The organism is Alteromonas sp. 5NW40-0090, assembly GCF_057552975.1.
Genome location: NZ_BAAJLT010000007.1, coordinates 64211 through 86496, shown reverse-complemented (window position 1 = coordinate 86496; position 22286 = coordinate 64211). Strand labels below are relative to the sequence as shown.

Annotated in this window: 18 protein-coding genes; 14 read left to right on the top strand and 4 right to left on the bottom strand. The window is 46.1% G+C overall.

Annotated features, from left to right (window positions below; all coding sequences use genetic code 11):
* Positions 1–90: 90 nt before the first annotated feature.
* Positions 91–1839: a sensor domain-containing diguanylate cyclase gene (locus AC27KT_RS10215; RefSeq protein ID WP_487129630.1), complete on the bottom strand. Its 1749-nt coding sequence runs from the start codon at positions 1837–1839 to the stop codon at positions 91–93.
* 184 nt (positions 1840–2023) lie between these two features.
* Here AC27KT_RS10215 and AC27KT_RS10210 point away from each other — a divergent pair, with 184 nt between their 5' ends.
* Entirely contained in the window at positions 2024–2956 is a 933-nt protein-coding gene (locus AC27KT_RS10210; protein ID WP_014950661.1) for an AEC family transporter, read from the top strand.
* 144 nt (positions 2957–3100) lie between these two features.
* Here AC27KT_RS10210 and pedF read toward each other — a convergent pair whose 3' ends face one another.
* From pedF to AC27KT_RS10195, 3 genes are all read right to left on the bottom strand, one after another.
* Positions 3101–3598 carry a cytochrome c-550 PedF gene (gene pedF, locus AC27KT_RS10205; RefSeq protein ID WP_159493538.1) on the bottom strand — a complete coding sequence of 166 codons (498 nt, stop codon included), beginning with the start codon at positions 3596–3598 and terminating at the stop codon, positions 3101–3103.
* 294 nt (positions 3599–3892) lie between these two features.
* Positions 3893–5680, bottom strand: coding sequence for a PQQ-dependent methanol/ethanol family dehydrogenase (locus AC27KT_RS10200; RefSeq protein ID WP_487129627.1), 1788 nt, complete (start codon positions 5678–5680; stop codon positions 3893–3895).
* Between the two features lie 286 nt (positions 5681–5966).
* Positions 5967–6875, bottom strand: a complete 909-nt coding sequence (locus AC27KT_RS10195; protein ID WP_487129625.1) for a substrate-binding periplasmic protein — start codon at positions 6873–6875, stop codon at positions 5967–5969.
* 184 nt (positions 6876–7059) lie between these two features.
* Between AC27KT_RS10195 and AC27KT_RS10190 the strand changes: the two genes are divergently transcribed.
* The 13 genes from AC27KT_RS10190 to AC27KT_RS10130 all read left to right on the top strand — a co-directional run bounded on the left by AC27KT_RS10190 (position 7060) and on the right by AC27KT_RS10130 (position 22274).
* Positions 7060–8409: a type 1 periplasmic-binding domain-containing protein gene (locus AC27KT_RS10190; protein ID WP_487129623.1), complete on the top strand. Its 1350-nt coding sequence runs from the start codon at positions 7060–7062 to the stop codon at positions 8407–8409.
* The gene (locus tag AC27KT_RS10185; protein WP_487129621.1) at positions 8406–9389 is read left to right on the top strand and encodes a PQQ-dependent catabolism-associated beta-propeller protein; all 984 of its coding nucleotides are present in this window, start codon (positions 8406–8408) and stop codon (positions 9387–9389) included. Before AC27KT_RS10190 ends, AC27KT_RS10185 begins: the two co-directional genes overlap by 4 nt.
* Positions 9380–10102 carry an ATP-binding cassette domain-containing protein gene (locus AC27KT_RS10180; RefSeq protein ID WP_487129619.1) on the top strand — a complete coding sequence of 241 codons (723 nt, stop codon included), beginning with the start codon at positions 9380–9382 and terminating at the stop codon, positions 10100–10102. The genes AC27KT_RS10185 and AC27KT_RS10180 overlap by 10 nt, the downstream gene beginning before the upstream one ends.
* Positions 10102–10884 (top strand): ABC transporter permease, encoded by a 783-nt coding sequence (locus AC27KT_RS10175; protein ID WP_015068005.1) that lies wholly within the window; start codon positions 10102–10104, stop codon positions 10882–10884. Before AC27KT_RS10180 ends, AC27KT_RS10175 begins: the two co-directional genes overlap by 1 nt.
* On the top strand, positions 10881–12728 hold the full coding sequence (locus tag AC27KT_RS10170; protein WP_487129617.1) for a leucyl aminopeptidase: 1848 nt from the start codon (positions 10881–10883) through the stop codon (positions 12726–12728). The genes AC27KT_RS10175 and AC27KT_RS10170 overlap by 4 nt, the downstream gene beginning before the upstream one ends.
* A gap of 104 nt (positions 12729–12832) precedes the next feature.
* On the top strand, positions 12833–12904 hold the full coding sequence (gene pqqA / locus AC27KT_RS10165; protein ID WP_071953288.1) for a pyrroloquinoline quinone precursor peptide PqqA: 72 nt from the start codon (positions 12833–12835) through the stop codon (positions 12902–12904).
* 72 nt (positions 12905–12976) lie between these two features.
* Positions 12977–13897, top strand: coding sequence for a pyrroloquinoline quinone biosynthesis protein PqqB (gene pqqB / locus AC27KT_RS10160; protein WP_487129615.1), 921 nt, complete (start codon positions 12977–12979; stop codon positions 13895–13897).
* A 2-nt stretch (positions 13898–13899) separates the two neighbouring features.
* Entirely contained in the window at positions 13900–14655 is a 756-nt protein-coding gene (pqqC, locus tag AC27KT_RS10155) for a pyrroloquinoline-quinone synthase PqqC (protein ID WP_487129613.1), read from the top strand.
* Positions 14655–15044: a pyrroloquinoline quinone biosynthesis peptide chaperone PqqD gene (gene pqqD, locus AC27KT_RS10150; RefSeq protein WP_487129611.1), complete on the top strand. Its 390-nt coding sequence runs from the start codon at positions 14655–14657 to the stop codon at positions 15042–15044. The genes pqqC and pqqD overlap by 1 nt, the downstream gene beginning before the upstream one ends.
* Positions 15034–16194 carry a pyrroloquinoline quinone biosynthesis protein PqqE gene (gene pqqE / locus AC27KT_RS10145; protein ID WP_487129609.1) on the top strand — a complete coding sequence of 387 codons (1161 nt, stop codon included), beginning with the start codon at positions 15034–15036 and terminating at the stop codon, positions 16192–16194. Before pqqD ends, pqqE begins: the two co-directional genes overlap by 11 nt.
* 102 nt (positions 16195–16296) lie before the next feature.
* The gene (locus tag AC27KT_RS10140) at positions 16297–18117 is read left to right on the top strand and encodes an insulinase family protein (protein WP_487129607.1); all 1821 of its coding nucleotides are present in this window, start codon (positions 16297–16299) and stop codon (positions 18115–18117) included.
* Between the two features lie 120 nt (positions 18118–18237).
* A complete protein-coding gene (locus tag AC27KT_RS10135) occupies positions 18238–20763 on the top strand; it encodes a TonB-dependent receptor (RefSeq protein WP_487129605.1) in 2526 nt (841 codons plus the stop codon).
* A gap of 281 nt (positions 20764–21044) precedes the next feature.
* Positions 21045–22274 carry a porin family protein gene (locus AC27KT_RS10130; protein WP_014980250.1) on the top strand — a complete coding sequence of 410 codons (1230 nt, stop codon included), beginning with the start codon at positions 21045–21047 and terminating at the stop codon, positions 22272–22274.
* Positions 22275–22286 lie beyond the last annotated feature (12 nt).

Here is a 22286-nt window from a genome sequence, read left to right as displayed (position 1 = left end):
AGAAAATGAAAAGCAGAATCATACGTGAGAATGCTGTATTTATAAATCAGCTAGATACTTCCCTTTATTTCTCCTCTTGGTTATTTCCTCTTATTCTGAATCTTCCTCCCAAAGCACCACTTTGTTTCGACCTTTTGCTTTCGCTAGGTACAAGGCTTGGTCTGACTGTTTAATGAGAACATTAATATCCTCTTCGCCTGGCGAAGTGCCTGCCACACCTATACTTACTGTCACTCGTATGAATTTGTTGATGTCGTGGGTGAAAAGGTGTACGCGGAGATTCTCGGCAATTTGCTTGGCGTAATGCACCCGAGTATTGGGCAAAAATACCAAAAACTCTTCGCCGCCCCAGCGAAAGGTAATATCAGAGCCCCTAACTTGCCCTTTAATTTCTTCTGCTACTTTTTGCAGCACCTTGTCGCCCATGTCATGACCATACCTATCGTTAACTTTTTTAAACCAGTCGATATCAATAAGCATAACTGACATAAACTTATTACTGCGCTTTCCCAGCTCCCAAATAGGATAAACCAAGTCTTCAAAAGCTCGCCGATTATAAAGCGATGTAAGCGGATCAAGCCTTGCGTCACGCTCGGCGTTTCTGCGCGCTTGCTGTACTTGTTTGTAGTTAAATGCCAGTGAGATAGATAGCAAAGACATTTCCAACACCATACCGATTTCAATGCCTCTAAATGCCCATTTCGAGTATGGAATAAGCCCCCATGTGGCTAGACTCGACACCATCGCACCGCCGGTTCCGCATAAAATGGCTGGAAGGAAAAATTTAGCTAATGTGTCGCCATTACGGTAGGCAAAAATTCCTATCAACAACATCCAAATCGCTATTGTTGTTAAAACGGCAAGCTGCGACATCACCGCGAAAGAGCGACTTCCAATCAACACAATGATGACAGCGAGTGCGCCCAATGCGCCATAGATATACTTCCTACACCGATAGAGCTTTGGTAGATAGAGTTGGGTATTAAGAAACTCGATGGTGAATCTTACCGCACTGAACAAATACAAAAACATTAGCGCGGGCAAAAGCCACTGTTGAAGGAATATCGATTCTGACCAAAGCCACCAGAAACCATGACCGGTATATGTGAAGTTAAATAGTAAAAACGAGAGAAGGTATAAGGAATAAAGCAGGTAGCGCCGTTCTTTAAGATAGGAGTATAGAACCAAGTTGTAGACCAATAAAATAACGAGTGCGCCGTACAACGCGCCATAAAAATACGCATTTTCCGTTGTCTTGTTTTTGGCAACTACTGGGGGCCCTACATATATGGGGATCGTCATAGGATCTTCAGAGGAAAATCGAAAAACCACCAGCGTTTCAGGTTGGGTAAATCGATAGAATACGGAAGGCATTCTTGCGTCTTCAAAGCGAGCACTATGCACCTGATTATCACCGAGTTTTACATGACGCTTTCTTTGACCGTTTTCGAAAAAATAGAGGTCGATATCGTCTAGCCACGCATTATCTATTTCTATTTTCAGAGGAAGAAAAGGTACGTTTATTGGGCTATTTTTAGCAATACGAGTAACAAGAACACCATATGTATCTAATTCAACAGCCAACACACCCCAAACCGTGTTACCAGTGAACCCATAACTAACGCGCCCATTAGTATTTTTTATAAGTGTATTCTGCTGATATTTAGTCAGGATGTCTTCAGCAGTAAGCTGACTACCTTCCTCGTAATACATCCACAGCTTGTCGTTAACTAACTGCATTTTATCTAAAGACGCAGTACTTTTAGCGTAAGCGTGAGAGAGCCCGCCCCACAAGCAATGAACTATTACAAAACCAATAAATAAAAGAAGTGCTTTCATACATCAATTCTTTTGAATAGGGGCTTTTAAACACAGGGCTAGCTCTTGTATCGGCAACCCTTTCTTATATAAATATTAAGTTACGCTTATCAAAACCGTTTGTGAATAGGTTAAATTCATCAATATTCTACAAATGCGTTTTTATGTTGTTTCGTTTCCACATGTAAAGGTTTACGTATCGTTTATGCTTAGTTTTATTACCAGCACGCTGATTCCTGTTTTGATACTTCTGTTAATGGGATGGCTATTTTTTCGCATTAAATGGCTCAATGAAGGGTTTATAGAAGCTGGATCTAAACTGGTATTTAACGTTGCGCTCCCTGCGCTGTTATTTTTATCGATAGCGCGAGCAGACTTTTCTAAAGCCGCCAACCTATCGCTGATAGGCGTTGGGGTTATGGGCACGCTCATTGTTTTTGCAGCTCTGATGATTACCTCTCATCTGACCGTACATCCTTACAAAGCCAGAGGTGTGGTTGTACAAGGCGGTTTCAGAGCCAATATGGGCATTATTGGCTTAGCTTATTGTGCCAATACCTATGGGCAAGAAGGGCTTGCTGTAGCCTCGGTCTATATGGGGTGTATTACTATATTGTTTAACGTATTGTCTGTCTTTGTTCTTAATTTCTATCAAGGCACGTCGCGTTCTTTATTGGGTCAAGTTACTGGCATGGCGAAAAACCCGCTAATTCTTTCTATCGCGGCAGCGCTCCCCTTCTCTTACTTCGAATGGCAATTGCCCACCACCTTGATAAAAACCGGTGAATACTTTGCGCAGCTAACACTGCCACTTGCACTTATTTGTACCGGTGCTTCCCTACAGTTCCGCTCATTTTCCAGTGACTGGTTTAACATTGTGCTTAGCACAACCAGTAAGTGCGTGGTTTATCCCACCATATTAGTCGCGTTTGCCTATGCTTTTGGATTTAGAGGTATGGAGCTGGGCATTGTTCTTCTTCTCGCCATTTCACCTACTGCTGCAGCAAGCTATGTCATGGTCAGAAACTTAGGCGGTGATTATCGTTTGGCGGCAAGTATCATCGCAGTGAGCACATTGGCATCTCTGCCTATTACCGCCCTCGCCTTTGGAATATTAAGTAAACTACAGCTGGTGTGATGAAGATACATCTTTGTTAAGCGCATTTTAAGTTTATAAACAGTGAAGAGTGAGGCTATTGATGTGTTGTTAGACGTTATTGGAAACGAAAAGCGCCGGGTAACTCGACGTTAACCCGGCGAAAAAGGCGTAACAGACGTCGCCCTAATCTGCTTCGATCTCACCCTCTTCAATGGCCACAACGCGACGTGCTTCAACGTAGGTTTTAATAGCCCAAAGTGTCTCTTGGTCTAAGATAGGATCGGTTTGACCTTCAGGAATACCGCCAAGTGCAGGCATGCCTTTCGCCGAGCCAAAACGCAAGCGCTCAACGAACCATTCGTCGTCTTCAAAACTTTCTGGGTCGAGTTCACGAAGGTCTGGGTTTATTCCGCCAGACTGCGCGTGCAAGCCGTGACAACCTGCACAGTTATTTGCATAAGCTGATTCACCAAACTTGATGACCTTCGTTTTGGTTTCTTCATCAAGGCTTCGATATGGGTTTTCAAACACCCAGCCATTTTCAGACTCATCGCCATCAGTGATTGGCGGCATAGCTGAGCTATCTGCTCCTTGAGGGATAACATTTCCATGTGCAAGCACGTGGCCAGAAAAGCCAGTTACCACGAGTGCAGCAAACAACATCGATATTTTTGTTTTCATAATTCATACATCCTCAAAAGACTATGAACTAAGTATACGTACGAGGAAATAAGGGGTAACTCTACTTTGGTTTTGAAAGGCTCCTCCTTTGGTAGGAGGCCACATTGATAGCCACTGAAGGCGCAAGCTTTACCGTTGCTGCTTTAACGTTAGTGCTAAAGTCAGAGTCGAAATAACGCCCATAAGAATGATGAAGACTTACCTTGCCAACAGGTGAATGAATAGGTGATCAAAAAAGGCCAGCGCACGTAGGCGCTGGCCATGTATTAATCACTATATACTGCTCAGCTAAGGTTAGTTTTTTGCCACCTGCTGATAGCGCTTGGGCAATTTAAACGTCCACACGGTGCCGCCTTGGTTGAAATGCTTCACGCGTTTAGCAACTTCACCGCCCCATAATGGCACTGCGCCGCCCCATCCTGATAGAACAGAGATGTACTGCTCACCATCCATTTCCCATGTCACTGGTGAGCCAACAATACCTGAGCCAGTTTGGAACTTGTAAACCATTTCGCCGGTTTTGTCGTCAAAGGCCATAAGATAACCTTCAGGGTTACCGGTCCAAACCAAACCACCACCTGTAGTTAACACACCGCCCCAAAGTGGAGAGAAGTTGTTATAGCGCCAAACGGTTTTACCTGTTTTAGGGTCAATCGCTTTAAGCACACCGATAAAGTCCTCATTCACTGATTTGATGGTGAAACCAGCACCTAGGTACGCTGCACCTTTCTTGTAAGAGGTAGGCTCGTTCCAGATATCCATTTCCCATTCGTTTGAAGGCACATAAAAGAGTTCAGTATCCTTTGAATAGGCCATTGGCATCCAGTTTTTACCACCTAAGAACGCAGGACGCGCTACGACCTGTGCGCCTTGTTTACCATCAGCTGATTGCGCTGGGCTTCCTGGGCGATTTTCTTCAATGTAGATAGGTCGACCTTTTTCATCCAGTCCCTTTGCCCAGTTTAATTTGTCAACAAACGGGAAGCCGCGGATAAAGTCACCGTTTTCGCGGTTAAGGACGTAGAAAAAGCCGTTTCTGTCGGCGGTTGCCGCCGCTTTCACTGTCTTGCCGTTTTCCTGGTAGTCAAACGAGATAAGCTCGTTTACGCCATCAAAGTCCCAGCCATCGTGTGGTGTGGTTTGGAAGTGCCACACAATTTTGCCTGTATTAGGGTCGATAGCTAAGCGCGACGACGAGAAGTAGTTATCGCCCGGACGTAGGTGAGAGTTCCACGGTGCAGGGTTACCCGTACCGAAGAATAGCAAGCCTGTATCTGAGTCGTAAGTGCCGCCTAGCCACGTTGCTGCACCACCAGTTTTCCATAAATCAGCAGGCCATGTTTTGCCTGGCGCGCCGCCTGAAATTCCATTTTCGGTTTTCTTACCGTCTTTCCATAGATACCCCATGTGCCCTTCAACGGTAGGTCTAACCCATAGCTGTTTGCCAGACTTCGCGTCGTAAGCATACACTTTACCGACGATCCCGAACTCACCACCGGAAATCCCTGTAATGACTTTTCCGTCAACAATAATAGGTGCCGCAGTAATGGCATAGCCAGCTCGGTAGTCTTCAACTTTTTTCTTCCAAACGGTTTTGCCCGTGTCTTTATCCAGTGCGACTAACTTGGCATCCAAGGTGCCAAATATGACCAGATTATCGTAAAGCGCAACGCCACGGTTTATCACGTCACAGCAAGGCATAATGCCGTCTGGCAAACGCGCTTCATATTGCCATAGCTCTTCACCAGTTCTCGCATCGATGGCCCACACACGAGAGTAAGATCCGGTTACATACATCACGCCATCTTTTATCAGAGGCTGCGATTCTTGACCCCGCTGCTTTTCACCACCTAATGAAAACGCCCATACCGGACGAACTTCTTCTACTGTATCGCGGTTAATGGCGGTTAGCGGGCTATAGCGCTGAGCTTTCAAGCCCATTCCATACGTCACTACGTCGTCAGTGGTAACGTGGTCATTTTGAATATCTTTGTCGGTGACAACAGCATGGACAGGAGTTAACGCACTTGCACAAACCAGCATAGATAGGGCAAGTTTTTTAATTGGCATATTATTATTCATAACGGTTCCTAGTTGCATGTAGGCCATAAATGGTCTGTTTCAGACTATTCGTTAGAATTAGCATAGCTAGGGGGGATGTCGATGCCTATGCAACAGCGGAGTGATTTGACTCCTCCTTTAGGAGGAGGAATGAAGGGCTATTTTCCCTTTTATTTAACACCTTTACGCTTTCACGTCTTTTTAAAGTAATGCGTGACTGATAACGGCGCTAGAGGTAAAAAGGCGGTTGGCCATAGAGTTATTGTCTAAAGTGCTTTCGTTCTGAACGCTATTGCTCAGAGTGCGCTTATTCTGAAAGCTCTTGCCCCGCAAAATAGGGCGGCATCTCATAAATGGTTTTGTATTTCTCAAATAGCCGTTGCATATCGCCCTCTACCACCATTCGCGTAATTACATCACCAATTTCATAGCCTAGCGCGCGATAATTAGTATGAACAGCAAGTCCTATATCCCACTTTTGCTTTCCAATAAGCGGAAACGCGTTGCTTGCAAGACGATATTGCTCATTATCAACAAACTGACTGAGGTAGGATATTTGCGAGCGCAATCCCATTACCGCTTCGACGGTTCCTGCTTTCATTGCGTCAAACGCTTCTGCGTTTGAGCCATAGTGCGATGTTTTTTCTCGCAATCGGCCGCCAAACGCTGACGTTAAGTAAAAGTGGGGAATGCTGTCTATTTCCGCACCAATCGTGTGATACTGAAACATGCCCATGGTTTCCACTTCGGGCAAGGTGTGCGTGTTGTGAATGATTTGCCAGCTTTCACGCTGATAGGGGGCAAACATGTGAACGAGCTCATTAACCAACAAGCCCACGTCGTCACGTTTTTGAGAAAAGCTTGGGTCGTAAGGCGCGCGCATCATTACATCGGCCTTAATGCGGTGAATTATATGGCCCTTCCATAGGTAATTTCTGAAATCGTCCTCTGTCGTTTCACCTGGTGTCATCCATATCAGCTCTAGCTCAACACCAAGGGCGCTCGCGATTTCACGGGCGATATCAATATCAATACCTGTGGGGCTGTCGTTTTCAATAAATGAAAATGGAGGATAGTCGGTGTACACCGCAATTCTAATTAAACCGCTGTCTTTAATATCGTCTAACGATCTTGCTTCCCCGAACGCAGAAAGCGCAGAACCCGTTATCAGGCAAAGTAAAATGAAAATAACTCGAAAAGGTTTAACTAACTGCACAGCTTACCCACATATTCAATCGAACTTCGTAAGCATACTAAGGGGTTAGCGTGATTTTACTAATGCTACTTTAGCGCCATAGCATTCCTCCTTTAGGAGGATGTTCTTCGGGAAAATTGCCATATACCCTTATGTCAGACAAACAGATATCAGCAAAAGCATGCAGCTGGGCTCGGGGTGGTATATGGCAAAGGGTGTAATAAGTACGGTTGAAAGACGATTAACCGGCAAGCGCTATCAAAAGTGTGTAGCGTCACTTTTTTGCTGCGTTCTGTTGCCGTTTTTAAACAGCGCGCTCGCATTTAATGAAGCGCAATCTTCACAGGCTCAACAAGCTGCACCACAGGCCTCTTTTGCCACTATTGTGGTCATTTACATAAAAGTTGCGGGCACATCTCCACCAGGCACACCAGACTATTTAAAGTCCCCCAGCAATGAGGGGATAGCTGGCGCAAGTGTGGCGATAAAGGATGCCAATATCACGGGAAAATTTCTTGGTTATCAGTTTGAGTTAACTGAAATCCGTGTGCCTTCTATCGGCGAACTGCAAGCTTCTTTAGCTAAAACACGCCAGCACTCTGCTTCAGGTGCTAACGCAAATCACAAAGAAATAAGCAGCAATCAGCAAGGCAACATTGCACCTGTTGTACTACTGGACATGCAAAGCAGTGATAAGGTAAAGGCTGCCTCAATTGAGCAGTTGATTGCCACTATTCAAAGCACGCTTCCTAATGCCGTATTTTTTAACGTAGCTAATAGCGATGATTTGCTGAGACAAAATTCATGTCGCCTGCCCTTGTTTCATACAATCCCCAGTTATCAGATGAAAGCCGACGCGCTAGCCCAGTGGTTTCGCACTAAGCGTATTGACGAGATATTTGCAGTTTACGGAAAAACCGCTGACGATGCTGCATACCTAGCCGCGTTTAAACGCAGCGCTAAAAAATTTAAGCTTTCACTTGTTGAAACTAAACAGTGGCAGGACAGTTTTGATTTACGCAGGGCTGCCTTTGCTGAAATTCCTCAATTTACGCGAACAACAGAAACCTATCAGGCTGTTTTTACCGCCGATAGCGCGGCGCAATTCGCGTATAGCCTACCCTTTAACACGTATTATCCCGTACCTGTGGTAGGTGCTGCCGGCCTGAAAGCGCTAGGTTGGCATTTTACCCACGAACAATGGGGCGCCCGTCAGCTTCAAAGCCGTTTTAACGACGGGTTTAACAGACACATGAATGAAGTCGACTTCGCCGCGTATCTTGCGGTAACTGCGGTGGCAAATACTGCGCAGCAAGGAAGCGATTTAACGCAGCAGGGAATACTTAAAACCTTGCTTAGCGACGACTACACGCTGGGTGCTTATAAAGGTCGCCCCCTTTCTATTCGCCCCTACAGCCACCAATTTCGTCAGCCTATTGCGCTGGCCCACGAAGACGCACTGGTGACTCATGCGCCCTTAGAAGGCTTTCTGCACCAAACCAACGAACTGGACACAATAGGCGCCACACACACTACCTGTAAGGACAAGTTATGAGCTATCGCTTTGCACTCTTGCTGGGCAGTTTAATGGCAAGCTTTGCCTTTGCACTTCCCCAAGCCTTTGCACTTCCTCAAGCGTATGTCACTAACGAAAAAGACAACACGCTATCTGTCATTGATATGACGACATTTGATGTGGTTGAAACTATCGAGGTTGGAGAGCGCCCCCGAGGATTTATTTTAAGTGCAGACCAGTCCCACGCGTATATCTGTGCCTCTGATGCTGATCGCATTCAAATTATGGATTTGTCTACCCATTCCATAGTGGGCGATCTTCCCTCAGGTGCAGATCCTGAAACCATAGCATTACATCCTAACGGCACCACTATTTACACAGCTAATGAAGACGATGCCCTTCTTACCGTTATCGACATTCCAACGGCTCAGGTCATTTCTCAGATAGATGTGGGCGTAGAGCCTGAGGGGCTGGCAGTGAGTCACGACGGCAGCATGATGGTCGTCACATCAGAAACCACTAACATGGTGCACTGGATAGATACCCAAACGCACGAAAATATTGCGAACAGCTTGGTTGATGCAAGACCCAGAGATGCTCACTTTACCAAAGATGACAAGTACCTTTGGGTAAGCTCGGAAATAGGTGGCACCGTCAGTATTTTCGATACTGCTACTAAGCAAAAAGTGAAGACCCTTTCCTTTGCCATTAAAGGCGTTTATCGCGACAAGGTTCAGCCAGTGGGTATTGTGCTTATGAAAGATAAGCCCTACGCCTTCGTGGCGCTTGGCCCAGCGAATCGCATAGCGGTCATCAATACCGATACCTTCGAAGTGGAAGACTACATTTTGGTTGGGCGACGAGTGTGGCAGTTAGCGTTTAATCAAGATCAGTCTTTATTACTGACCACTAACGGTGTAAGCGGTGATGTTTCTGTCATCAATACCCGTACGTTAAACGTAGAGCATACGGTAAAAGTGGGGCGTTACCCTTGGGGCGTGGCGGTTAAATGGAAATAGCGGTTCAAGCGGTTTCACATCAGTACGGCGGCCACCACGCGCTGGACAATATAAGCCTTTGCCTAAAACCAGGCTTAACCATGCTGCTTGGGCCAAATGGCGCAGGCAAAAGTACCTTATTTGCGCTTATTACGGGCCTTCAAAAACTCACGCAAGGCAGTATTACCTTTGATGGTGCTACCCTGTCTCAATCTCGCACAAGTATTATGGCGAAAATGGGCGTGGTATTTCAGCAAAGTACCTTAGATATCGACTTATCAGTAAAACAAAATTTGTCCTACTTTGCTTCGCTGCACGGCATAAGTACCGCTAGCGCGCTATCTCATATTCAAGGCCTGCTCGACGAACTCGACCTTACGAGTAAGCTCAACACAAAAATTAGAAACTTAAATGGCGGGCACAGACGTCGGGTCGAGTTAGCTCGCTGCCTTATTCACAAGCCATCCTTGCTGCTACTAGACGAGCCTACCGTTGGCTTAGACATAGGATCCCGTCATCTTATTTTGCGGGTAGTACAAGCACTCGCACATTCCCAAAACGTAAGCGTACTGTGGGCCACGCATTTATTTGAAGAAGTGAAGCCCAACAACAACTTGATAGTCTTATCAAAAGGACGAGTGTTAGCTCACGACCAATGTGAAGCCTTGTTAGCCAAGTATCATCAACAGGATATTGAGCACCTTTGGCAGCATTTGATGCAGGAAGGTTCCTGATGTATTGGCGCTGTTTTGTGGGCGTACTTACCCGAGAGATGCTGAAGTTCTGGCAGCAACGTACACGCCTGTTAAGTGCATTGGTGCGCCCGCTGCTTTGGCTATTTGTTTTTGCCGCAGGGTTTCGTTCGGCGCTGGGTCTTTCAATGACCGAGCCGTACGAGAGTTATATTTTGTACGAAGAGTACATTGTACCCGGGCTTGCCGCCATGATTGTGCTTTTTAATAGTATGCAAAGTTCATTGTCCATGGTGTACGACAGGGAAATGGGCAGCATGAAAGTACTGCTGTTAAGCCCGGTTCCCCGCCCTTTTCTGCTAGGCAGCAAGCTTATTGCCAACACCTTGGTAAGCGCTATTCAGGTATACATCTTCTTTGCCTTTGCGCTTTTACTAGATGTACGCCTATCTGCGTTGGGATACGTTTATGCGTTGCCTGTTATTGCACTACTGTCATTGTTTTTAGGTTCGTTAGGATTGTTACTGGCAAACTATATTAAGCAGCTAGAGAACTTTGCCGGGGTCATGAACTTTGTCATTTTCCCATTGTTCTTCCTATCAAGCGCCCTATACCCGCTTTGGAAAATGCGTGAGGCCAGCGAATGGCTGTATCAGATTTGCGCCTTTAACCCCTTTAGTAGCGGCGTAGAATTACTGCGATTTGCGCTCTATGAAAAACTCGAACACAACGCGCTTGCTGTTGTACTTTGCCTTACGGCTATCACTTTTATTTTCGCTGTGAGAAGCTTTCGTCCCAAAGCCTCAAAAGGGCGCTTCTCGTGATAAAAGCAAACCTAATCTGGGCTGACGAAAACAATAAAGTTAAAACGTTAAACGACAGTGACTGCTTACTTATTTTAACTACACCCACGTTGTTGGCGAGCCAACTCTTTCACTTTTCAACACCCGCTAAGACATATATTGAGCAGGTTTTTGACGATGAAGGTTTTGCAGGAAATAAAGGCGAATGTGTATTCGTACAAGGCCTTAAGGCGTTTAAAACAAGTGACATCCCAGACAATGAAAACAGCGGACAAAACGAAATTGGCCAACAATTAGCTGAAGTAAAACGGGTGCTGTTTTATGGTGTCGATTTTGCGCTTTTTGAAGCGTCAGATGCACCCAACGTCTCTAGCCGTGCCTCGACTTTATCTAAAACTAATGACCCCTCCATGGTTAACCGCTCAAGCTACGCTAGCGATTCAAACTCCGCGTTTAATTCGAAAAGCACCAGTGACTTGAAGCAAACTAACGCGCCAGCATTTCGCTACCTAGAACAGCAGTTCGATGCATTGTTTAAAAAGCTTAAAAGCGTGTCGGTAACCTTGGAAAAGCTGTCGTTAATGGCGCTTTCTACCACTGAAGCATCAAGCAGTGACCCTGTTAACACCATTGCTAGCCACTCACAGTTTCTGAGTGCGCTACTTAGAAGCTATTTCAAGCACGGCTATGACTTTAAAGGCTATAAGACGAATAATCGTTCGGTTTCTAGCAGTCGAGCCCACAATGGCATCAACGACGCAAACAATGCATTAAATGATGAAGCAATTAATCAAGCACTTGATATTAGGGGCTCGCTGTCTCTTGCATTAGATGCCAACCATTTTAATACCGCGCAAAGGCATCTCGTTTCACACACTATAAGCTATGAAACGGCCCTTAATGCCGCGATGATCTGGGCTAAAGATCTCGCCCACATGCCAGCCAACTTATGTACGCCAGATTATCTGGCCGAACAAGCTCAGCATCTGGCGCAAACCTTTAATACGGTGTCTTGCGATATCCTCAATGAAAGTAAGCTGAAGCAGCTAGGAATGAACGGTTATTTGGCAGTAAATGCAGGTTCACAGTTCGCTGCCACCATGCCTATTCTTCGCTACTCAGCCAAAGGTTTAGAGAATTTACCGCCGGTAGTGTTAATTGGCAAAGGTGTAACGTTTGACAGCGGCGGCATAACGTTAAAACGCAGCCCTGATATGCGCCATATGATTTACGACATGGCAGGCGCCGGCTGCGTAATGGGCGTTATTCAGGCTGTTGCCACGCTGGGGTTAAATATAAATATTATTGGTATTGTGGCGAGCGCCGATAATGCGATTGATGGCAAAGCCTATCGCCCGGGTGACATCATTACTATGCACTCAGGAAAAACCGTGGAAGTCATGAGTACCGATGCAGAGGGGCGTATGCTTATGGCCGATGTAATCAGCTACGCGAAACAGTTTTCCCCTTCGGTTATTATTGATGTTGCAACCCTAACCGGCGCGGCTATTAGCGCACTGGGGCACAAAGCCACTGCGCTTTTTAGCAACGCTCCAGCGCTTGAAAGTGCGTTAGTTGAAGCGGGTGAACAGGCTAACGACAGGTGCTGGCCTTTCCCACTGTGGCCAGAATATCAAGACGCCATCACCTCTCAACACGCGGATATGATGAATACGGGCATAAACTCTCCCGGTGCTATTTCGGCAGGCTGCTTTCTCTCTCGTTTTGCTGACGGCACGCCGTGGGCTCACCTCGATGTGGCAGGAACCGCTTTTACCTACACCAAATCGTTATCGGCGACCGGCCGCCCTATCCCTTTGCTGTTATCTTACTTAAGCAGCTGCGCTATCAAAAATAATCAATAAATCATCAAAATTCATGACAGTTCTCCTCCGTTAGGAGGATATCTGTTAACACATATTCAACATATACTCAGTCATGCGTTTAATCATAAAGAAGAGGAACAACTATGTGGACTAAACCCCAATACACAGAAATGCGCCTTGGTTTTGAAGTAACTCTTTACATCAATAACCGCTAGGCAACGCCCTCTGGGATGATGAACAAAAAGGCTGCCGATGCAGCCTTTTTTTACTTGTAGTATGGAGTTGTTATGCACGTATTGATTCTTGGTGCTGCCGCCGGGGGTGGATTTCCGCAATGGAACTGTCACTGCCCCAATTGTAAGGGTTTACGCGAAGGTAAAATAAAGGCGAAAGGTAGAACACAGTCGAGCATTGCTGTCAGTAGTGATGGTAAAAATTGGGTTCTCATTAATGCCTCCCCCGATTTACGGGAGCAGATAAATAGCCACCCGCAGCTGTGGCCCGACGCCCATGTTTCTCGCGGCACACGCATAAGCTCAATTGTGCTTACCGACAGTCAAATAGACCATACTACAGGCCTGCTAACATTGCGCGAAGGCTTACCCCTTCCCGTTTATTGTACCGATGTTGTGGCCGAAGACCTAACCACCAGCTTCCCGCTTTTTACCGTATTAAAACACTGGCACGGCGGACTACAGCAGCATTCAATTAATACCGATTATCATCAACGCTTTGTGCCAAAGGGGGCAGAAGGCCTGACTTTCCAACCCGTGGTACTAGAGTCTAATGCGCCCCCTTATTCGACATATCGCGACAACATTGTGCCGGGCAACAATATCGGCCTGAAGATAACTGACGACACCACGGGCAACGTGCTTTTTTACGCGCCGGGATGTATGCAGGCAAACGACACAGTAAAACAGGTGATGCGCGAATCTCACTGCGTGCTTTTTGACGGTACGCTGTGGGCCAATGAAGAAATGATAGATCACGGCTTTAGCAACAAGCTGGGCACTGATATGGGACACATGCCGGTTAATGGAAAGGGCGGAGCCATTGCGCTGCTAAATGAATTTAACGTTGAGCGTAAAGTGCTTATTCATATCAACAACACAAATCGCGTGCTTGACGAAGACTCCAGTGCTTATCACAGCCTGTGTGAACAAGGTATTGAATTGGCTTACGACGGCATGGAAATTGAGGTGTAGTAATGACAGAACACGCATGGTCTAGACAAGAATTCGAACAAAAACTGAGAGAAAAAGGCGCTTACTATCATATTCATCACCCCTTTCATAAACGCATGAATGAAGGACACTGCAGCGTTGATGAGATTCAGGGCTGGGTGGCCAACCGACTGTATTATCAAATGGCGATACCGGTTAAAGACGCGGCAATTTTAGCGAATTGCGAAGATCAATCGGTACGCAGAACTTGGATCCAACGAATAATCGATCACGATGGACGGGAAGGTGAAGACGGACTTGGCGGCATAGAAGCCTGGTTGCGGTTGGGCGAAGCGGTAGGCTTGAACCGCAGTGAATTACTTGATGAAACCCACCTGTTACCAGCGGTTAAGTTTGCAGTAAATGCCTATGTGAATTTTGCCCGCCGAGCTTCGTGGGAAGAGGCGGCCTGCTCATCGTTAACTGAAATGTTTGCCCCTGAAATACATCAAAGCCGATTAGATACCTGGCCTGGGCACTATTCATGGATTGATAGTGAAGGCTTTACCTACTTTCAAATGCGGTTAAGTCAGGCGCGCCGTGATGTAGAGCATGGCCTGCAGATTACCCTTGACCACTTTGTTACCCGACAACAGCAAGAACATGCGCTCAATATACTGCAATTCAAAATTGATATTTTGTGGAGCATTGCTGATGCCATTTGCTTTGCCTATGAATATAAGAGAAAGCCGTTTGATGGTATTGCCGACCAGCGGGTGTGCCATAAAGGGAGGTTTTAATGATGTCGAATTTACAATCGCAAACCGAACACCACTTAGATGCTGATAGCGTCGGTGCTGAAAACGTGGAAGATAACATTGAAAATAGCAGCAGTCACAACAACGAGGGCGGCCGCACAAGAGACAAAACAGCTTCTTTAAATCCGCTTTTTCGCATGCAGTACGAGAAAGCTCAGGGTTGTTATGTTTTGTTATTCCCCGAAGGAATGATCAAACTGAATCCTTCTGCGGCAGAAATTCTTAAGCGCGTGGATGGCAGCAATACGGAAAATGCCATTTGTGCTGAGCTTCGCCAGGCGTTCCCTGATGCACCTGAAGATTTAGAAGAAGATGTTCATGCATTTCTGGTTCATGCCAAGCAAAAGAAGTGGATCCGCTATGACGAATAATACAGACGTTGATTTACAAACCGACGTACCAAATACCATAACGCCTCCGCTGTGGCTCCTAGCCGAAATTACCTATCAGTGCCCATTACATTGCCCATATTGCTCTAACCCAGTAAACATGGAAGAAACATTTAATGAGCTCTCTACTGAGCACTGGGAGCGTGTGCTGCGTGAAGCGCGGGAAATGGGCGCCGTGCAATTGGGCTTTTCTGGCGGAGAGCCATTGCTTCGAAAAGACTTAGAGCACTTAGTCGCTTATGCGCGGGCTTTGGGTTTTTACACCAACTTGATCACCTCTGGCATTGGCATGACAGAAAAACGTATTGCCAAACTCAAAGAAGCCGGCCTTGACCACATTCAGCTGAGCTTTCAGGCAGCCAATGCTGAAGTAAACGACTTAATAGGCAACAAGCGTCACTCATTTGAACAAAAACTTAAAATTGCGAAGCTGGTAAAACAATACGACTACCCTATGGTGCTTAACTTCTGTATTACCGCGCAGAACATTCACGAAATAGAAGACGTGATGGCGCTCAGCGAGCAGCTTAACGCTGATTTTGTCGAGCTAGCTACCGTGCAGTATTACGGCTGGGCCTATGAAAACAGAGATCATTTGCTGCCTACGTCACAGCAGCTACAGGAAGCCGAGGCCGCAGTGAACCGCTACCGCGCGCAGCAAAACGGTAAAGGCCCAACCTTCATATTTGTGTCGCCCGACTACTACGAATCTCGCCCTAAGGCGTGCATGAATGGCTGGGGCACAACGTTTTTAACCGTAACGCCAGATGGCAGTGCCCTTCCGTGTCACAGCGCAAAGATATTGCCCCTTCGTTTTCCTAATGTGAAAGAACGCTCGTTGCACGATATTTGGCACCAAGACTTTAGCTTTAATCATTTCCGTGGCGATAGTTGGATGCCTTCGCCCTGTAGGGACTGCGATGAAAAAGACAAAGACTTTGGCGGCTGCCGGTGTCAGGCCTACCTGCTAACAGGTGATATGTATAAGACGGATCCGGTTTGCAGTAAGTCGCCCGATCACCATTTGATGAAAGGCATTACCGATAAAGCAGGTACTGCACCGTCGAAGGCACTACAGTATCGGAAGGTGGAAAAGCCGATTCCCGTCTTAGAAGTAAGTGCTACGAAGTAAGCGCTACGAGACAAGTACTGCGAGACAAATACTACGAAATCAGTGCGCTGCAATAAGTACTAAACAAAAAAAGATACCGTTAACCCGTAATGATAAAAGTGTATGTTTGGATTTCATTTCATTGATGCCGGCTTTGGGTCAAAAGTGCATAGCGTTGTTTTTGCGCTCAAAACCCCTGCTGCGGGCCACACTGGCTTGTCCCATTTAGCTGAGCACATGAGCTTTCGACGCTCTCGCCAATACCCTGCTGCCCACGAGCTTTTTACGGCCAATACGCTTCTGCCTGTCACTATAAACGCTACTACACTCGCCGAATACACCTTCTTTTTCGCCTCGTCTGAAAAAGCGAATGTACTGCTTGATGCAATAAATTACCTGTACTATGGCCTGCTTAACCGGGATTACGGTACCGATGAGGTTACCTTAGAACGTGACGGGGTTATTTTTAACGAGCTCGCCATGCTAGAGGCAAACAGCGACTATGCATTAAACGCCGCTATTCGATTAGCCGATACCGATAAAAATGCCTATCAACACGCGGGTGGTTTTACACAAACCATAGGCAGCAACAGCATTGAAGCGCTTCAAGACTACAAACGCCAGTGGTATCAGCCAAGCAATATCACCACGCTGGTTTACAGTAAATCAGCCCAATTTTTTGAACAGTGCAAAGAGGCTGTTACAGCCCTGAGCGAAGAAATAGCCCTGAGCTCGATGAAAGCCCTGAGCGCTGAAACAGCCTTGAGCGCGGAAACAGCCCTGAGCGAAAAAGCGGCTTTGAGCAAAGAATCCTCCCTGAACAGAAACGCCCCTCTGAGTCAGCACGCATCTCAACGCGAACACTCACATTTAGACAAAGAAGCCTCTTTTGATACACAAACAACAAAAGGCGAAAACGAAACGATAAGGCATGTATTAACCTGGTGGTTTCCTCAGTGCTTTCTAAAAGGTTTACAACAGCAAGAAGCAACACTTTGCACCGCAGCTGGCCTTGAAAACACCTTATTTATCGACCCCGAAATTAATCATCAAGGCAATTTTGCAATTCGCCTCGTCACAAAGGAAGCGACGAAGGACGAAGCAAGCGAGTTTTCGATAGAAGCACTTCCAGAGCTTTCACAAAAACTGACACACAAGCTCGTGAGCGATGAGAATGATAAAAGGCTGCGACAACTAAAACATGTGGTATCCGCGTGTCTTGCCTCATTTGCTATTACGCCTTCAAAGCCGATGCCAGACACTGATAAACACGCAGAAGGTGTGGGGGCGGCTATTCGCTATTTTGCGCAACTAACAGATGCGTTGGGTTCGAACAAGTGTGCCGCCAAAGATAGTGCCACCAAACGCGCTTATTTGGCGTGTGCTAGTAAGGTATCGCACTCCTACCTGAGGGCTCTACCTTCACCAGAAAAGTCAGTCGCTCTCGAGCGGATCAGAAAGGCACGTAAAGGCTTTTCCGCACAGGCCAGCACATCCAATAGCGAACAGTCACTTTTCATATCCCGTCTTACCTCTAAATACCGACATTTTATTGCGTTAGAGCACTTGCCTACACTTCCACGTTTATTGCGGCCTCTCGCCAACAGTACCACCAATTTAAAACGCTTTAACGCTGAAAAAGTTGCTTCACACTTAACACAGTCTGCCATCCCATCGCCCTCAATAACGCTAGAGTCAGCTTTTCCAAATTCAGCTTCTGGTTATTTGGCCTCACACTGGGTGTATCGCATTGCGTTCTATCAACAGTCAAGACTGCAAGCGGTATTGGCAAACCACCTTTTTTGGCAACCAAGAACCTCGGGAGAATGCTACGCACTAGGCGCTGCAACCTATGAAAATAATCTTTTTCTGTTCGGCGCCAGCGATACAAATATCGAAGAGCGTGAAAACTGGTGCCATAAGATTTTATCAATTGTCTTCTAGGGAATTCGGGAAAAAACACTGCTACCAATTTATGACACTTCCTCCCCCTTAAGGAGGATATTTTTAGGGAATGGTTAAGGCAATACTGAAAGTATAAATAATAACGAAGCAGCCAAGACCATGCCTACACGTAAATCTTTGCAATGCCCAATAGAAAAGCCTGCTGACAGCCCCTTAAAAAGCGAGTCACAATTTGAAGCTACGCCTGCTTTTACAACTAGAACGCCTTTGGTATTTACTGTCATTGCCAGCGCGGTAGCCGCTGTATGTAACACCGTTGCAGCAGCGAATAATGCATTCGAGCACTACGAGGTCATAGAGGTACAAGGAGTCACCTCCCTTAATGCCAATGGCAATAACTCTGCCGTATTTGGTAACGTTCAGACACTCACGCAAGACGACATTGAAGGGAGCGTCAACCGTTCACTACCGGAGCTACTCAAAGCTCAGCTGGCAAGCGTAAACCTAAACGATGTTCAAAACAATCCGTTCCAACCCGACCTGCAATACCGCGGGTTTACTGCCTCTCCGTTGCTTGGCTTACCTCAGGGCATTTCGGTGTATTTGAACGGCGGTAGGGTTAATGAAGCGTTTGGCGATACTGTGCATTGGGACCTCATGCCTCTAGATGCTATAGATACCGTTTCTTTGTACTCTGGTTCAAATCCTCTGTTTGGCCAAAACACGCTAGGCGGTGCCCTTGCGCTAAGAACGAAAACAGGGTTTAGCTTCAACGCCAATGAAATAGATTTACAGGCTGGACAATTCGGCCAGAAAGCCGCTTCTGTGGAATCAGGTGGTCATAACGATCACTGGGCGTATTACGTGAACCAGAATCATTATGAGGAAGATGGCTGGCGTGACTATTCGCCATCTGAAGTGCAGCAAGTATTTACATCGCTTGCCTATAAAAGTGACAAAATGCATCTCGACATGAACCTCTTTATGGCCGATAACGAGTTACTCGGAAATGGTGCGTCGCCTATTGAACTGCTGGATATTGAAGGAAGAGAAGCGGTCTACACCCACCCCGATCAGACCAACAACGAACTTACGCACGTTAATATAACCGGTGATTTCGTTTTAACTGACACCTTATCTTTAACCGCCAATATGTTTTATCGCGACACACAAACTCAATCAATCAACGGCGATGACAGTGATTTTGGTGCCTGCCAGTTCGCTGATGGACGCGTAACACTGTGTGAATTTGAAGATGATGACGACGATGATGATGATGCTCCGCTTGATAGTGATGATGATGGCGACGACGATGATGACGATGATTTGCCTGTTGTAGGAGAAGGCGACGATATAGAAGCGGTTGAATTTATTGGCTTTGATGACGACACCGCGCTTGGTGAAATATCAGATGTGGACGCAGATGAACTTGATGGAACATACAATACGGGCCGGACAGACGCCAAAGCTACTGGGTTATCTTTTCAGCTAGCAAAACAATATGCCTTAAGCGGCTTCAGTTCAGAGTTAATTGTTGGTGCCAGCTACACCAAAGGAGATGTTAACTACGCCGCTGATACTACATTTGGTATTTTGGAAAACGAATCTGCACAAGACTCACGCACCGTTTTACCCATCGACGGGCTCATGGCACAAGAAGCCAGGGTTAGATTAGATGTAGACACCACCGCATGGTCGCTATTTTTCATGAATAGTACACAGCTCTCTTCAGCCGTATCACTCAATCTTGGTGGACGTTTTAACCGAGACCATATTGTTATGGAAGACCTGATTGATGACGGTGAAGGTTCATTGGACGGCAATCACCGTTTTACCCAATTTAACCCAGCGGTAGGTGCAGACATTACTATTGATGAGCAAAGCCAGTTGAATCTTGCAATCAGCCAGTCTTCAAGAACGCCAAGCCCAGCAGAGTTAAGCTGTGCAGATGAAGACGACCCGTGCCGCTTACCGAACGGTTTTGTGGCCGATCCTCCTCTGGATCAGGTGGTCACCCAAACTATTGAAGCGAACTACACCACACGCATTGATAACATCGACGTGATGCTAAATGTTTTTCACAGTAGAAGTAAGGATGACATTATCTTCCAACAAGCAGGCTCTGTTGCCTCTCGCGGATACTTTATTAACGTTGATGAAACCCAGCGTCAGGGCGTTGAATTCAGCGTAGGCTCAACGTGGGAAAAACTAACCTACCGGTTAAACTACAACTATCTTAACGCAACCTACGAATCGACATTCACGTCGTTTAGCCCCTTTAACCCTCAGGGGCCGGATCGGGTCGTAACGCCAGGTGACAAAATTCCAGGCCAGCCAGAGCATCTAGTCAAGCTCTATGCAGATTACGCCTTAACGGATAAAGCGCGTTTGGGGGCAGAAGTTATTTCAGCATCTAGTCAGTACTTTAGGGGCGATGAGGCTAACGAAAATGAAAAGATTGACGGATACGTTATTGCAAACATTTATGCATCGTACCGTTTCAACGACACATTTACCGCATCGCTACGTGTGAACAATGTGTTCGACAAAGACTATGAAACCTTTGGCACGTATGGCGAGGCTGATGAGGTATTAGAAGACATTTATCCCGACGTAGAAGGTGCAGAGTTCGTGGGCCCCGCACAACCGCGAATGGTCAGTGTAAATCTAAAAGCGAGATTCTAATCAGATAGCAGTTGTTACCACACGCGCTTTTATCCACACAAAAGCTGAACAAAAATCAAAAAAACGCGACTTACTTTTTCACAGTAGTCGCGTTTTTTATGATTTTTACATTTAATTTTCCCGCTACTAAAGAAGGAGATTAACACGCCTTACGGCCGATGGTTCAAAATTCAATAGAACCTATTATCAATTTACTGGACACCGAAAGTATTAAAACCAGTCAAAAATAAAAACAAAAAGCCACTGTAATTAATCAACACTACCAAAATTGGGACAGTAAAATGAAAAAGAATACATTTACAAAAACCTGTTTATCTATTGCCATTTTAAGCACAGTCAGTAGCCATAGTTTTGCCCAGGACGAGCCCTATTCATGGAATATCTCTGGATGGATAAATGAAGGCTTAACCTATTACGACGACGGTGTGGGTAGTGATGTGGCACAACTTTCAGACAACGGTACAACGCTAGGCAGCCGTATTACGCTTTCAGGAAACTATAAACTGGAAGAACAAGGCATGGACGTGGGCTTTGAGGTCATTATTGAACCTCTTTCAGGCGCACCGAACTACGCCGGTGGTGGCCATCAAACCCCGCTTTTGTTTGCCAATCAGGATAACTTAGACACCTTCAATGGCGGCGACATTGGCCTGTTGGGCAGTAGCCTCTACTTTGGTGGCGACTGGGGTAAAATCACCATTGGTTTACAAAGCCTTCCCACCGATAACATTGCCGTTCTAGCCGATCCTTCTGGCACAATCTGGTCGGGAATTTCTCCATTATTTAGAGCAAATGGCTTCTTTATTCGAGGCGTAGAAGAAGGTTCAACCAATGTCGCGTGGGGTCAATTTGCTCAGTGCTTAGCTACGCCTGGCTTGGGTATTGGTATTGACTGTAACGGTATATATCGCAACGGCGTGCGCTACGATCTCCCTCAAATGGGCAACGTGAGTATTGCAGTAGGTTATGCAAACGACGAAATTTACGATATTGCGGTTAAGTATGCGGCTGAGCACGAAGGCTTCAAAACTAACCTTCATGCAGGTTACTCAGTGAATAAAGATGGCGGTAGCAATGTTGGGGGCAACAGTTCAACTACGCTACAACTGCAAGCAGGGCTCATGCATATTGAGTCAGGTGTATTTGGGGTAGCCACTTATCAGATGGAAGAGGCTGACGACGCCATTGTTGGGTCGGGTGACGATACGGATGCCTATTACTTTAAAGCAGGTATTAGAAAACAGTTTAATCGCTTTGGTGATTCTGCTTTCTATGCTGAATATGCTAGTTATAACGACCAATACGGCATGGCTCATTTAGATGGCGTTACCGGCTCAGAGCTTAGTCAGTGGGGTGTTGCAGCAGAACAATATTTTGGCTCGCGCTTCTTGGTGTACGCGAAATACGAAAACCTAAGTTTAGATATTGATGGTTCAGAATCTGCGCAAGGAATTTATAACAGCGCAGAAGACTTAACCCTAATTCAACTAGGTGGCACTGTGTTCTTTTAATTGAGAATTAAA

Coding starts and splice junctions, on each gene's coding strand:
- AC27KT_RS10215 (WP_487129630.1), bottom strand. CDS start 1,839: ATGAAAGCACTTCTTTTATTTATTGGTTTTGTAATAGTTCATTGCTTG.
- AC27KT_RS10210 (WP_014950661.1), top strand. CDS start 2,024: ATGCTTAGTTTTATTACCAGCACGCTGATTCCTGTTTTGATACTTCTG.
- pedF (WP_159493538.1), bottom strand. CDS start 3,598: ATGAAAACAAAAATATCGATGTTGTTTGCTGCACTCGTGGTAACTGGC.
- AC27KT_RS10200 (WP_487129627.1), bottom strand. CDS start 5,680: ATGAATAATAATATGCCAATTAAAAAACTTGCCCTATCTATGCTGGTT.
- AC27KT_RS10190 (WP_487129623.1), top strand. CDS start 7,060: ATGGCAAAGGGTGTAATAAGTACGGTTGAAAGACGATTAACCGGCAAG.
- AC27KT_RS10185 (WP_487129621.1), top strand. CDS start 8,406: ATGAGCTATCGCTTTGCACTCTTGCTGGGCAGTTTAATGGCAAGCTTT.
- AC27KT_RS10180 (WP_487129619.1), top strand. CDS start 9,380: ATGGAAATAGCGGTTCAAGCGGTTTCACATCAGTACGGCGGCCACCAC.
- AC27KT_RS10175 (WP_015068005.1), top strand. CDS start 10,102: ATGTATTGGCGCTGTTTTGTGGGCGTACTTACCCGAGAGATGCTGAAG.
- pqqB (WP_487129615.1), top strand. CDS start 12,977: ATGCACGTATTGATTCTTGGTGCTGCCGCCGGGGGTGGATTTCCGCAA.
- pqqC (WP_487129613.1), top strand. CDS start 13,900: ATGACAGAACACGCATGGTCTAGACAAGAATTCGAACAAAAACTGAGA.
- pqqD (WP_487129611.1), top strand. CDS start 14,655: ATGATGTCGAATTTACAATCGCAAACCGAACACCACTTAGATGCTGAT.
- pqqE (WP_487129609.1), top strand. CDS start 15,034: ATGACGAATAATACAGACGTTGATTTACAAACCGACGTACCAAATACC.
- AC27KT_RS10140 (WP_487129607.1), top strand. CDS start 16,297: ATGTTTGGATTTCATTTCATTGATGCCGGCTTTGGGTCAAAAGTGCAT.
- AC27KT_RS10135 (WP_487129605.1), top strand. CDS start 18,238: ATGCCTACACGTAAATCTTTGCAATGCCCAATAGAAAAGCCTGCTGAC.
- AC27KT_RS10130 (WP_014980250.1), top strand. CDS start 21,045: ATGAAAAAGAATACATTTACAAAAACCTGTTTATCTATTGCCATTTTA.